Source organism: Devosia sp. FJ2-5-3, from assembly GCF_029201545.1.
In the GTDB taxonomy this organism is placed as follows: Bacteria; Pseudomonadota; Alphaproteobacteria; order Rhizobiales; family Devosiaceae; genus Devosia.
On record NZ_CP104007.1, the window covers coordinates 3,824,398 to 3,837,051 of the forward strand.

Consider the following 12,654-nt stretch of genomic DNA (forward strand, 5'->3'; position numbering starts at 1 on the left):
GCTTGAATAGCCACAATCGAGCCGTTAGAGGCAATGCACGAGAAATTTCCTGATTGGCCAGGGCAGCCCGGCGGGTTGCGCTGGCTGGCCCTATTAAGGAGCACGATGTGTCCAAGAAAGCCCTGATCACCGGCATAACCGGCCAGGATGGCGCCTATCTGGCCCAGTTTCTGTTGTCCAAGGGCTATGAGGTCCATGGCATGGCTCGCCGGTCGAGCTCGTCCGATGTCAACACCGCCCGCCTCAAATGGCTGGGCATCGAGCGCGATGTGCGCATCGTCGATGGCAATCTGCTCGATCTGTCGGGGCTGATCCGCACCGTTTCCGACATCAAGCCGGACGAGGTCTATAACCTTGCCGCGCAGAGCTTTGTGTTCTCCTCCTGGCAGCAGCCGCTGCTGACGGGTGAAGTGACCGCGCTCGGCGTGACCAATGTGCTCGAAGCCCTGCGCATCGCCAAGCCAGATGCCCGTTTCTACCAGGCATCATCCTCGGAAATGTACGGCCTCGTGCAGCACCCGATCCAGTCGGAAAAGACCCCGTTCTATCCGCGCTCGCCCTATGCCGTGGCAAAACTCTATGGCCACTGGATCACGGTCAATTACCGCGAGAGTTTTGGCATCCATGCCTCGAGCGGTATTCTCTTCAACCACGAGAGCCCGCTGCGCGGCATCGAGTTCGTGACCCGCAAGGTCACCGACGCGGTGGCCAAGATCAAGCTCGGCCTCGATAGGGAATTGCGCCTTGGCAATATCGAAGCCAAGCGCGACTGGGGCCATGCCCGCGACTATGTGCAGGCCATGTGGCTGATGCTGCAGCAGGACAAGGCCGACGATTATGTCGTGGCCACCGGCCGCACTTCGACCGTGCGCATGATGTGCGAAATCGCCTTCGAGCATGTGGGCCTCAATGTCAATGATCACCTTGTGATCGACGAAAAGCTGTTCCGCCCGGCGGAGGTGGAAATCCTGCTCGGCGATCCGGCCAAGGCCAAGGAAAAGCTCGGCTGGGAAGCCAAGACCACGCTCGAAGAGATGATCCGCGAAATGGTCGACGCCGATATCGCGCGCCACAAGAAGGCCTGAGCCTAAGTGGGCCCGGTTAACCCCCGGGCCCTTTTTCTTTCTCGATACGGAATGGACCCATGGCCCCTCTCAGGCTGATGATCACCGGCGCCAACGGTTTTGTCGGGCGCAAAGTGACCGAGGCGGTGCGCGGGCATGAGGGGCTGGAACTCGTCGACTTCATCGACGACGCGACAGGAGCCTCGCCCGATATCGCCGAGGCTTCGGCGGTGGAGCGGGCGGTGCTTGCCGCAAATCCGGACCGGGTGCTGCATCTGGCGGCGATCGCGGCGCCCAGGCAGGCGCAGGCCGATGCGAGCCGCGCCTGGGCGGTCAATTTCTCCGGCACGCTCAATCTGGCGCAGGCGCTGATCAAGCACCGGCCCGATGCGCGGCTGGTCTGGTCGGGCAGCTCGGAAGCTTATGGCGCGAGCTTTAATCGCGGGCCCCTGCCCCTCAGCGAAACATCGGCGCTCGAACCGGCCAATGTCTATGGCGCGACCAAGGCGGCGGCGGATATTGCGCTGGGACAATTGGGCCGCAGCGGCGCACTCGACACGGTCGTACTGCGCCCGTTCAACCATACCGGGGCGGGCCAGGCGGCCGATTATGTGGTTCCGGCCTTTGCGGCCCAGATCGCCGCCATCGAAAAGGGCGAGCAGGAGCCGGTTCTCAAGGTCGGCAATCTCGATGCGCTGCGCGATTTTCTCGATGTCGAGGATGTGGTGGCGCTTTACATCGCCGCGCTGCTCGCCGAGGGTCCGGTCGGCGGCGAGGCCTATAATGTGTCGACCGGCCAGCCCGTGCGGATCGGGGACCTGCTGGAGGGCCTCCTCTCCGCGGCGCGGGTGAAGATCAGTGTCGAGACCGATCCGGCGCGCTATGCGCCCAATGCGGTTCCGGTGGCCTCGGGCAATCCCGACAAGGCGCGGGAACGCTTTGGCTGGGCGCCGAAAATCCCGATCCAAACCACGCTGAAATCAGTGCTCGAGGGATTGCGGGCGCTCTGAAGCGCCCGGGCCCATCACGGCCTTTTTGCCACCAGATCGATTTCGACGAGAGCACCGACCGCGAGGGCGGTGACGCCGATCGTGGTGCGGGCGGGGAGTTTTCCCGGCGTGAAGAAGCTCGGCCAGATTGCGTTGAGACCGGCGTAGTCGCGCTCGAACTGCGTCAGATAGATGCGCGCCATGGTGACATGTTCGAAGCTGAGCCCGATGCCCTCGAGCACGATGGCCAAATTGGCCATGACGCGGCGTGTCTGCGCCTCGATGCCTTCGGGCAAGGGGGCGTCCGGCGCGGCGGGATCGGTGGGCATCTGGCCGGTGACAAAAACCCAGCCATCGGCCTCGACGGCATGGCTGAAGGGCGCGACGGGGCGCGGGCCGGAATTGACCAGATGATGGATCGGCAGGGTCACGAGAGAAAAATCCTTCAGAAGCCGTAGCGGATCGCGTCCGCACCTTCGGCAAGATAATCGGCGAGGTCTTCCCAGCTGACCCGGGCGGTGGGCGCGCCATAGGCATAGGCCGACACCTCATAGGGCTGGAACTGGATGACGAGGCCATAGGGATCGGACAGATCCCAGCGGGCGGGATCGGTCACCGGTTCGGCGATGTACTTGGTGTCGTCGAGCATGAGGTTGTCGCCGTGCTCGGCCTTGAGGGCGGCAATTGTCAGGCGCAGCAGGGCCTTCTCCCAGCCCTTGCCGGTGAACATGTCGCTGGCCTCCATCCAGCGTCCGGGGCCGCGCAGATAATGGAGATAGTCGCGCGTCCAATTGCCGTGGGCGGCGCCGTGGCCATACCAATAGGTGCTGGCTTCGAGCGTGATGCGGCCCGTGCCCACCACTTCCTTGACGAAGATGGAATTGGTGGAATCGCTGGTTTCATTGTCCTGGATGTCATCCTCGCCGCCCTGGGCGCCGAAGATATTGGCCATTTTCACCGCGGCGTCATCGACCAGCGCATTGAATTTGGTGGCCGTGTCATCGTCGCCATCGATGCGGATTTTCGACAATTCGTGCTGGGCGACGGGAAACGAGGAATCGGGCTCGGTGGCATTGGGATCGGGCAATGCGGCATAGCGGCTGAAGGGATAAAAGCGCAGCCCCTCGATCATGCGGCTCTGTTCGAGCACGCGGGCGCGGCTGGTAAAAAGGCTGACGAGGCACGAGACACCGCGCTCGTCATAGCTGCCGGAAGTGAGGGGTTCGGCATCGCGCGTGCAGGCGCGGCGGGCATAGTCGAGCCAGGTGCGCTGGCCGGTGCGCATTGCGGAGGCGACGCTCTCGCTCAATCCGCCAATGGCGGTCTGGTAAGTCCGCGCCAGCCGCTCATCGGCCGTGGACAGCTCGGGATTGTCGCAAATGGCGTGCTCGAATGGCGTCGACGCCTTGGCGCAATCGAAACTGGCGGCACGCGCGGGAGCGGTGGCGACGAGCAGACCAAGTGCGGCGGCCAGAAAAACCAGGCGAGACAGCATGAAAAGCCTCCTCATTGAGCAACAGCGCGATTTGGGAAGAGTGCAGCGTCCCCGTCAAGGGGGGATTACGCGACGTGCTTGCCGGGACGCGACATATCGCGATCGAAGATGACGACGCGGCCGCGCCCCGATTGCTTGGCCGAATAGAGCGCCGCATCGGCCATGGCCGCGGCCATGTCGAGCTTGTCGCCGCTATCGGCGAGGCAGGCGCCAACGCTGACCGACACCGAGAGTTCGCCGGGCTCGGGCAGCACGATGGCTTTGTCGCGAATGGCCGACATGATGGATTTGGTGACGCTGCGCAGGCTGGATGGCGTGCAGCGGGGCAGGAAGATGATGAATTCGTCGCCGCCCCAGCGGGCACAGGCGGCGTCGGCACCCGACGCGGCCTGGAGGCGGCCGGCAATGTCGAGAATGACGGCATCGCCCGCGGCGTGGCCATGGCTGTCATTGATCTGCTTGAAGCGGTCGATATCGACCAGCACCACGCCGAATGCGCCGGTGCCGGAGGAGCGGGCATGGGCGGAGGCGAGGCCGCGGCGGTTGAGCAGGCCGGTCAGCCCGTCCTTGAACGCAAGGCGTTCGAGCTCGATCGTGCGCTCCTGCACCCGTGTTTCGAGCTGACGGGTATTGTCATCGACGCTGGCGGCCATTTCGGTGAGCGCGGCCGACAGGCGCCCGATCTCATCCTGGCGGCCGACGCCCATGGCCAGCGCCGGACCATAATCGCCCTTGCGGGCGTGGCGGACCACGTCCTCGAGCCGCGCCAGCCGATCCAGCACCTGACGCTTGAACACCAGCACGAAGATGATCGCCACGAGCCCCATCATGGCGGCGAGCAGCACCCCGATTGGCGCGAACAAACGCCGATCGATAATGGTGTCCACATCCATGAAGGTGACGTTGTACCAGCCGAGCTTGTCGAGATAGCCGACGCCGACCAGGGTCTCCTTGCCATCGAGGGTGATGAAGGCGCTGTCGGCCAGGATGTCGCCTTCGGTGACGTCCTTCATCAGCCTCTGGAGGGTCTCCGTGTCGCCTTCGCCCGACACCAGCGAGAACAGGCTGCGCTTGCTGTCGAGGCCATCTTCGAAATTGGCAAGGCTGACCAGATGTTGGTCGCGATGGGCCTGGATGAGGCCATGGCGATCCACGAACATGGAGGTGACGCCCTTTTGCGGGACATTGACCACTTCCTGGATGAAGGATGTGAGGTCGATGCCAGTGCCGAGCACGCCGAGGACGCGCCTTCCCTCGCGGATGACGCAGTTCATCCAGACCTTGGTAACGCGCAGATTGGCGTCGTTGTTGACGTTGAGGTGGCAGCCTTCGCCGAGCGCCAGCGTCGAATAATACCAGGCATCGTCATGTTTGGCGGGGTCGAGCGTGTAGCGATACTGGTCGCCGGCATAGGCGTTGGACGCGTCGTTGAAATAGTAATTTCCCGATGCGCCGACGACGAAGAAATAGGATCTGTCGGCAAAATAGCGCCGGTAATGCTCGAGCTCGCCTATGCCGCGGCGGCGCAGGAGCGGATCGGTTTCGTCATGGGCCCAGTCGCGAATAGCCTGGCTGCCGGAAAGGGTTTCGGCCAGCGAGACTTCGCGGATGAGCGCGCCGAGGCCCCGGTGGCGGTCGTAGAGAACCTGCTTTTCGGCGAACAGGGTGCCGAGCTGGACGACGGTAGAATTGACGAGGAAATGGAAGGCGAAGAAGGCCGGGATCGCCACGGCGGCGAAACCCAGCACCACGAGCAAAAGCACCCGTGGACGCAGGCTTTCCGCGATTTTGCGGCGCTGTGTGATAATTGCATTGACCCCCATCATGGCCGGACCTTGGCCCCGCCAACGCGGCCATTCTGGAGGGGCCAAGCTGTAGACTTCGTTAAAACCGAGCCGGATTCCACAGGCCTCCGAATTTATCCGGCCAGAAAATCACGGCTGGCCAGCAGCTCTTCATTGCGCAATTCATGTCCGCCCTCGTGCCAGAAAAGCTGTGTTTCGGCGCCATTGACGGAGAAATAATCGGCCAGCGCCTGGGTCGCGCCCGCCGGGGCGATGGGGTCGCGGCGGCCGGCGGTGATCAACACCTTCCGGCCGGCGAAAACGGCCGCTTGCGGCGCAAAGGGAATGAGCGGATGCATGAGCACGCTGGCGTCGAACAGGTCGGGCCGGGCAAACTGCACCGCGGCGAGGATATTGGCGCCGTTGGAATAGCCGAGGCCGAGCACACGGGAAGGATTTCGCGCTGCGATCTGGGCCGCGATGAAGCCGGTCATGGCCTCGGTGCGTCGGGCGAGATCGTCCATGTCATAGACGCCCTCGGCGGCGCGGCGGAAATAGCGCAGGGCTCCGTTCTCGCTGACATCGCCGCGCGGGGCGATGCGGGCGGCGCCGGGGACCAATTGAGCGGCCAGATCGAAGAACTGATGCTCGTCCCCGCCCGTGCCATGGAAAAGGAAGATCAGCGGGGCATTGGGGGCAGCGCCATCGGCCACGGCAAACTGGTAATCGGACATTTTTCTCGTCTCCTGCGTTACCCCTGAATATCGGTCGGAAGGGGGAGGCGGCAATCGCCCGATCTCGCCACGCTCTGTCGCCTTTTTCGAAACAATCAACCCGGCGTGGATAAGATTGCTCGCAAAGGGCTTTGGGTTATGATGGATCATGTTCTTATCAGTCTTTGACGTCTTCAAGATCGGCATCGGGCCATCGAGTTCTCACACAATGGGGCCGATGTCGGCGGCCAGACGGTTTCTCGATGAACTCAAGGACGGCAATTGGCCCCGGGCGCGCCAGGCGGTTCCGGCGGCGCTGACGGCCAGTCTCCACGGCTCGCTGGCCTATACCGGCATCGGGCATGGCAGCGACCGGGCGGTCATCCTTGGCCTCTGTGGCCACGACCCGCGCAGTATCGACCCCGACGCCATGGACGCCATTGTGGAGGGCGTGCGGGCCAGCGGCACCGTCATCCCGGAGGGCCATCCGACCTATCGGTTCCGCCCGGCCGTGGATCTCGTGCTCGACACAAGGACGCCCCTGCCCGGCCATCCCAATGGCATGCAGTTCTGTGCCTATGACACGGACGGGCAAGTGCTGCTGCGGCGGGTGTATTTTTCCATTGGGGGCGGCTTTGTGGTCAGCGCCGAGGAGCTGGCGGCGCTCAAGGACACGCCCGAAGCGCGACCGGACGTGCCCTGGCCCTTCGCCAATGCCGCCGAAATGCTCGACATGGCCAAGCGCTCTGGCCTTTCCATCGCGGCGATGAAGCGGGCCAATGAGGAAGTACGGATGAGCCGGGCACGGGTCGATGCCGGGCTCGACGAGATCTGGTCGGTCATGTCGGGCTGCATTGCCCGCGGCATCGCCCAGGACGGGCAATTGCCGGGCGGGCTGAAGGTGCGCCGCCGCGCCAAGGGGATTTTCGTCCAGCTCGAGGAGAAGTGGCAGCGCAACGAAATCGACCCGCTGATGGCCAATGACTGGCTGAGCCTCTTCGCCATGGCCGTCAATGAGGAGAACGCGGCCGGCGGGCGCGTAGTGACGGCGCCAACCAATGGCGCGGCCGGGGTCATTCCGGCGGTGCTGAGCTATGCGCAGAAATTTCACGCCGGAGCCGGGCGCGCCAGCGTGCACGAGTTTTTGCTGACCGCCGCGGCCATTGGCGGGATCATCAAGCACAATGCTTCGATCTCGGGGGCGGAAGTGGGCTGCCAGGGCGAGGTTGGCTCGGCCTCGGCCATGGCGGCGGCCGGGCTCTGCGCGCTCCTTGGGGGCACGCCCGCGCAGGTGGAGAACGCGGCGGAGATCGCGCTCGAGCATCACCTCGGCATGACCTGCGATCCCGTGGGCGGGTTGGTGCAGATCCCCTGCATCGAGCGCAACGCCTTTGGTGCGGTCAAGGCAGTGACCGCCGCCTCGCTGGCGCTCAAGGGCGACGGCATCCACGCCGTGCCGCTCGATGTGTGCGTCGAAACCATGCGCCAGACCGGCCGCGACATGAGTGAGAAATACAAGGAAACCAGCCAGGCCGGTTTGGCGGTCAATGTCGTGGCGTGCTGAGGGTTTTGGTTTGGGGAGCGACCCCCACCTAGCCTCCCCCTGGTAGGGGGAGGGACGCATCGGGTTTGCGGAGATTTCTGTGAGCCACCGGCCAGCTCCTCCCCCTGTCAGGGGGAGGTTGGGTGGGGGTCACTGACCTCAGTTCCCAAAAACAAAAACTCAGCTGCGGCCGAATTCGTCTTCGATGCGGATGATGTCGTCTTCGCCGAGATAGGAGCCGGTCTGGACTTCGATCAGTTCCAGTTCGATCTTGCCCGGATTGGCGAGGCGATGGGTGCAGCCGAGCGGCAGGTAGATGGACTGGTTTTCCGTCAGCATGGTCACCTTGTCGTCGACCGTAACCTCGGCGGTGCCGCGCACCACGACCCAGTGCTCGGAGCGGTGGTGATGCTTTTGCAGGCTGAGCTTCTTGCCCGGCTTGACGAAGAGCTTCTTTACCTGGAAACGCTCGCCCATTAGAATGGACGAATAGCCGCCCCAGGGCCGGTAGGAGGTTTTGTGGGTCTCGGTCAGCGCGCGGGTGGCGCTGTCGGCCCGCAGCTGCTTGGCCAGTGCGCCGACATTCTGTGCCTGGCTGAGGCGGCCGACAAAAATGGCATCCTCGGTGGCGATGACGGCCACATCATCGAGACCATCGACCACCACATGGGCATGATCGGAGACGACCAGCGAATTGGTGGAGTTGGAGACGAGCGCCGGGCCAGTGATAGCATTGCCCTGTGCGTCGCGTTCCTGGCCCTTCCATACGGCATCCCAGGCACCCAGATCGGACCAGTCAAAGCTGACCGGCAGCACGGCGGCCCGGGCGGTATGCTCGAAAATGGCGAAATCGACCGAGATATTGGGCGAGGCGGCGAAGGCGGTTTCCTCGAGGCGGATGAAATCGAGGTCGCGATGGGCGCCGCCGACAGCATCGCGCGAGGCGGCGAAAACCTCGGGCGCCAGCTTTTCGCATTCCTCGAGGAATTTTCTGGCAGGCAGCATGAACATGCCCGAATTCCAGGCAAAGCCGCCCTTGGCCAGCATGTCCTCGGCGCGCTCGCGATTGGGCTTTTCGACAAAGGCGGCGACCTTGTGGGCGCCATGGCCGATGGCCTCGCCGATGGCGATATAGCCATAGCCGGTTTCCGGGCGATCAGGGGTGATGCCGAACGTAACGAGGTTTCCGTCGCGCGCGGCAGCGGCAGCGGCATCGACGGCAGCGAAATAGTCGGCGCTGGCGTCGATCATGTGATCGGAGGCGAGCACATGGAGCACGGCGTTTTCATCGCTGGCGACGGCAAGGTGGGCGGCGGCGGCGATGGCCGCGGCGGTATTGCGCGCCACCGGCTCAAGCAGGATCGCGCCGAGTTCGAGGCCGACGGACAGGGCCTGCTCGGCCACGAGGAAGCGATATTCGGCATTGGTGATGACGATGGCCGGGCTGTAGCGGCCAGCATCCCCAACCCGATCCAGACTGCGCTGGAAGAGACTGTCGCCCCCGATGAGGTCGATGAACTGCTTGGGCCGCGCGGAACGCGATTTCGGCCACAGGCGGGTTCCCTGACCCCCAGCGAGAATGACAGGAACGATGGATGACACGAGCTTGTCCTTGCACTGCTTGGCGATATTGAGCAAAGCACATAACGCAGGCCGGTGCGCATTGCCACCTTTCTGGCTCCATCAGCACGAGGCGAGGGGCGGAAAAATTGCCGCGTCGGCCGGACCAGATGACCCAAGGAGAGTGTTTTGCGGGTTTTGCACGTCTACAAGACCTATCTGCCGGACGACTTTACCGGCGTGCCACGCGTCATCCATGCGTTGGTCGAGGGCATGGCGCAGCATGGGGTGCAAAGCCATGTGCTGGCCCTGAGTAAGACCCATGGCGGCACCGAGCGGACCGTAGACAACCACAGGGTTCACCTCGCAAAACAGGACATCAATATCGCCTCGGCGGGGCTGTCGCTTTCGGGGTTCGGTCTCTTCCGTCGGCTGGCGCGGGACGCCGATATCGTCAACTACCACTTTCCCTGGCCGATGGCCGATCTGCTCCATCTTCTCGGCCGGCCGAAGGCGCCCAGCGTCGTCACCTATCATTCCGACATCGTGCGGCAGAAAAACCTGCTCAAGCTTTATGCGCCGGTGCAGAATCTCTTTCTCTCCCAGGTCGACGCCATCGTCGCCACCTCGCCCAATTATGTACGCACCAGCGCCGTGCTGGCGAATTTTCCGGACAAGACCAGCGTCGTTCCCATCGGCATTCCCGATGTGACGCCGCCGGCGGCAGCACTCGTCGAGAGCTGGCGGGACAAGGTGGGAGAGGGCTTTTTCCTCTTCGTCGGCGCGCTGCGCTATTATAAGGGCCTGCAATTCCTGATGGCGGCGGCGCGGGAAACGGGCCTGCCCGTGGTGGTTGCCGGCGGCGGGGATACGACGGAATGGGCGGAAATGGGCGGGCCGAGCGTCCGCTTTGTCGGGCCGGTGTCGGACGACGACAAAATCGCCCTGCTCGAGCTTTGCCGCGCCTTCGTCTTTCCCTCCCATATTCGCTCGGAAGCTTTTGGGGTGGCGCTGGCAGAGGCGGCGCGCGCCGGCCGGGCGATGATCTCCTGCGAGATCGGCACCGGCACGAGTTTTGTGAACCTCGGCGGCGAGACCGGGCTGGTCGTGCCACCGGAAGATGTGCCTGCGCTCGGGGCGGCAATGCGGACGCTGGCGGCGGCTCCGGATCAGGCAGCAGATTATGGTCTTCGCGCTCGGGCACGGTATGAAAACATGTTCCGGGCGGAGGCGATGGCCGGGGCGTATCTGGAGCTTTACCGGCAGCTCATAGCGGGGCGGTAGTGCCCCCCACCTAGCCTCCCCCTGGTAGGGGGAGGGATCTGCCGGTGGCTCATCGATATCGCCGCAAACGCGATCCGTCCCTCCCCCGTCTTCCGGGGGAGGTCAGGTGGGGGCTCCTAATCCCGCTTCCGGCTCAGTTCGATCATGCGCTCCACCGCGGCGCGGGCGGGGGCGATGAGTTCCTCGGGGACGATCACTTCCTCGGTCATGGTGTGGAGGCTCCACAAGACGTTCTCGAGATTGATGCGCTTCATGTGCGGGCAGATATTGCAGCCGCGCAGGAAGTCGACGCCGGTGGTTTCGCTCGCCACATTGTCCGACATGGAGCATTCGGTCACCATGACGACGCGGGCGGGCTTGGTCGACTTCACCCAGTCGATCATGGCCGCGGTCGAGCCGGCAAAATCCACCGCGTCGATGACCTCGGGCGGACATTCGGGGTGGGCGATGATCTTGGCCGTCGGATAGGCGTGGCGCAGCTCGGAAATATCCTCGGCGGTGAAGGTCTCGTGGACCTCGCAGGCGCCGGCCCAAGTGATGATCTTCTTGTGCGTCTTCTTGGCGGTGTTCTGGGCCAGGTACTGGTCCGGGATCATGATGACCGTGTCACCCTCGACGCGATTGACGATGTCGAGCGCGTTGGAGGAGGTGCAGCACACATCGGTCACCGCCTTCACCGCGGCGGAGGTGTTCACATAGGTGACGACAGGCACGCCGGGATAATTGGCGCGCATCGCCATGACATCCTCGGCGGTGATGGATTCGGAGAGCGAGCAGCCGGCGCGGCTATCGGGGATGAGAACGGTCTTGGTCGGATTGAGCAGCTTCGAGGTTTCGGCCATGAAGTGCACGCCGCACTGCACGATCACCTGCTGGCGCACCTTGGTGGCTTCGATGGCCAGCTGCAGGCTGTCGCCCACCACGTCGGCGACGCCGTGATAGATCTGCGGCGTCTGGTAATTATGGGCAAGAATGACCGCGTCCTTCTCGGCCTTGAGCTTGTTGATCTGGAAAATCAGCGGCGCGTAATAGCTCCACTCGATCTCCGGGATCTGGTGCCTGACCCGGTCAAAGATCTTGTCCGTGGCCCGCTCGATGGCCTTGGAAAACTTCAGGTCGAAATGCTGGGCGAGGATCGCCCGCGCTTCGCTGAGCGGAGTTATTGCGTTGATCGTCTGAACCATGGGCCCTTCCTCCGCACAAGTGTGCCGGAACCTAGGTATTTTCACCTTTCTTTTCAATGAACGCTCTTGCAGCTTTTGGAGGCAAGTCCTAACCCTTGCGCTGAGTTTTCTGAGCCAGACGAGGATCGTCCATGCCGCAAGACGCCAATGCCATCCGTTCCATCCTGACGCTGGCCCCCGTGGTCCCGGTCATCATCCTCGATGATGTCTCCAAGGCGCGGCCCCTTGCCGAGGCGCTGGTAGCAGGCGGATTGCCTATTCTCGAAGTGACGCTGCGCACGCCCAATGCGCTCAAGGTCATGGAAGAAATGGCCAAGGTCACCGGCGCCATCGTCGGTTCGGGCACGGTGCGCAATAGCGTGCATATGCGCGCCTCGGTCGATGTGGGCTGCCGCTTCATGGTTTCGCCCGGCGCCTCGCCGCGCCTGCTCGATGCGGCCGACGACGTCTCCATCCCGCTGCTGCCGGGCATCGGCACCCCGACCGAAGCCATGGCCGCTGCCGAGCGCGGTTATTCATTCCTCAAATTCTTCCCCGCCGAAGCGCTGGGCGGCGCGCCGGTGCTCAAGGCCTTTGCCTCGCCCCTGCCCGACATCACTTTCTGCCCCACGGGCGGCATCGACGCGGTAAAAGCCAAGACCTATCTCAGCCTGCCCAATGTTATCTGCGTCGGCGGCTCGTGGGTCATGCCCAATGACGCCATCGAAAGCGGCGACTTCGCCCGCATCGAAACCCTGGCCCGAGAAGCCAGCGCCCTGCGCGGCTAAGCGGGGGGGGGCGGAGCAGGAGCACCTAAAAGCTCCTGCCACCCACTACAAATGCGCCTTCACGTCAAAACCGCGCATTTTCAAAGTCTTCTAACCAATTTAGCGGCGCTTTTTTGGGGCCAGAAAGCCAGCAGGGGAGTTACGAAAACTCCTCTGTAACTCGTCGTGACGTCACTGTAACTCCCCATGACGTCGCCGTAACTCCTCATAACTCCCCACCTCTCTCAAATGCATGGTTTTGCGGGCCTCCCCGCCCCCTGACCGACCTTCG

11 protein-coding genes are annotated in these 12,654 nt (G+C 63.5%); 5 read left to right on the forward strand and 6 right to left on the reverse strand.

The annotated features are described in order from the left end of the window. Positions 1-107: 107 nt before the first annotated feature. Positions 108-1,085, forward strand: coding sequence for a GDP-mannose 4,6-dehydratase (gene gmd, locus N0P34_RS18395; RefSeq protein ID WP_275604663.1), 978 nt, complete (start codon positions 108-110; stop codon positions 1,083-1,085). Positions 1,086-1,144: 59 nt separating this feature from the next. Beyond that, positions 1,145-2,074: a GDP-mannose 4,6-dehydratase gene (locus N0P34_RS18400; protein ID WP_275604664.1), complete on the forward strand. Its 930-nt coding sequence runs from the start codon at positions 1,145-1,147 to the stop codon at positions 2,072-2,074. Between the two features lie 14 nt (positions 2,075-2,088). On the opposite strand, the gene N0P34_RS18405 is transcribed toward N0P34_RS18400, so the two are convergent. The 4 genes from N0P34_RS18405 to N0P34_RS18420 all read right to left on the reverse strand — a co-directional run bounded on the left by N0P34_RS18405 (position 2,089) and on the right by N0P34_RS18420 (position 6,066). After that, complete coding sequence (locus tag N0P34_RS18405; RefSeq protein WP_275607025.1) at positions 2,089-2,463, reverse strand: RidA family protein; 375 nt, start codon at positions 2,461-2,463, stop codon at positions 2,089-2,091. Positions 2,464-2,498: 35 nt separating this feature from the next. After that, positions 2,499-3,548, reverse strand: coding sequence for a DUF3298 domain-containing protein (locus N0P34_RS18410; protein ID WP_275604665.1), 1,050 nt, complete (start codon positions 3,546-3,548; stop codon positions 2,499-2,501). Positions 3,549-3,613: 65 nt separating this feature from the next. Then, positions 3,614-5,374, reverse strand: a complete 1,761-nt coding sequence (locus tag N0P34_RS18415; protein WP_275604666.1) for a diguanylate cyclase — start codon at positions 5,372-5,374, stop codon at positions 3,614-3,616. Between the two features lie 92 nt (positions 5,375-5,466). Beyond that, on the reverse strand, positions 5,467-6,066 hold the full coding sequence (locus N0P34_RS18420; protein WP_275604667.1) for an alpha/beta hydrolase: 600 nt from the start codon (positions 6,064-6,066) through the stop codon (positions 5,467-5,469). A gap of 148 nt (positions 6,067-6,214) precedes the next feature. Here N0P34_RS18420 and N0P34_RS18425 point away from each other — a divergent pair, with 148 nt between their 5' ends. Then, positions 6,215-7,609, forward strand: coding sequence for an L-serine ammonia-lyase (locus tag N0P34_RS18425; RefSeq protein ID WP_275604668.1), 1,395 nt, complete (start codon positions 6,215-6,217; stop codon positions 7,607-7,609). Positions 7,610-7,768: 159 nt separating this feature from the next. On the opposite strand, the gene N0P34_RS18430 is transcribed toward N0P34_RS18425, so the two are convergent. After that, on the reverse strand, positions 7,769-9,190 hold the full coding sequence (locus N0P34_RS18430) for a mannose-1-phosphate guanylyltransferase/mannose-6-phosphate isomerase (protein WP_275604669.1): 1,422 nt from the start codon (positions 9,188-9,190) through the stop codon (positions 7,769-7,771). A 147-nt stretch (positions 9,191-9,337) separates the two neighbouring features. On the opposite strand from N0P34_RS18430, the gene N0P34_RS18435 reads away from it, so the two are divergent. Next, the gene (locus N0P34_RS18435; RefSeq protein ID WP_275604670.1) at positions 9,338-10,432 is read left to right on the forward strand and encodes a glycosyltransferase; all 1,095 of its coding nucleotides are present in this window, start codon (positions 9,338-9,340) and stop codon (positions 10,430-10,432) included. 116 nt (positions 10,433-10,548) lie between these two features. Here N0P34_RS18435 and nadA read toward each other — a convergent pair whose 3' ends face one another. Beyond that, complete coding sequence (gene nadA / locus N0P34_RS18440; protein ID WP_275604671.1) at positions 10,549-11,616, reverse strand: quinolinate synthase NadA; 1,068 nt, start codon at positions 11,614-11,616, stop codon at positions 10,549-10,551. Positions 11,617-11,747: 131 nt separating this feature from the next. On the opposite strand from nadA, the gene eda reads away from it, so the two are divergent. Then, positions 11,748-12,383, forward strand: a complete 636-nt coding sequence (gene eda / locus N0P34_RS18445) for a bifunctional 4-hydroxy-2-oxoglutarate aldolase/2-dehydro-3-deoxy-phosphogluconate aldolase (protein WP_275604672.1) — start codon at positions 11,748-11,750, stop codon at positions 12,381-12,383. The last annotated feature ends 271 nt before the right edge of the window (positions 12,384-12,654 follow it).

What these genes read in the sequence shown, in the direction of transcription:
- N0P34_RS18400 (WP_275604664.1), top strand. Translation starts at nt 1,145, where the DNA reads ATGGCCCCTCTCAGGCTGATGATCACCGGCGCCAACGGTTTTGTCGGG.
- N0P34_RS18410 (WP_275604665.1), bottom strand. Translation starts at nt 3,548, where the DNA reads ATGCTGTCTCGCCTGGTTTTTCTGGCCGCCGCACTTGGTCTGCTCGTC.
- N0P34_RS18415 (WP_275604666.1), bottom strand. Translation starts at nt 5,374, where the DNA reads ATGATGGGGGTCAATGCAATTATCACACAGCGCCGCAAAATCGCGGAA.
- N0P34_RS18420 (WP_275604667.1), bottom strand. Translation starts at nt 6,066, where the DNA reads ATGTCCGATTACCAGTTTGCCGTGGCCGATGGCGCTGCCCCCAATGCC.
- N0P34_RS18425 (WP_275604668.1), top strand. Translation starts at nt 6,215, where the DNA reads ATGTTCTTATCAGTCTTTGACGTCTTCAAGATCGGCATCGGGCCATCG.
- nadA (WP_275604671.1), bottom strand. Translation starts at nt 11,616, where the DNA reads ATGGTTCAGACGATCAACGCAATAACTCCGCTCAGCGAAGCGCGGGCG.
- eda (WP_275604672.1), top strand. Translation starts at nt 11,748, where the DNA reads ATGCCGCAAGACGCCAATGCCATCCGTTCCATCCTGACGCTGGCCCCC.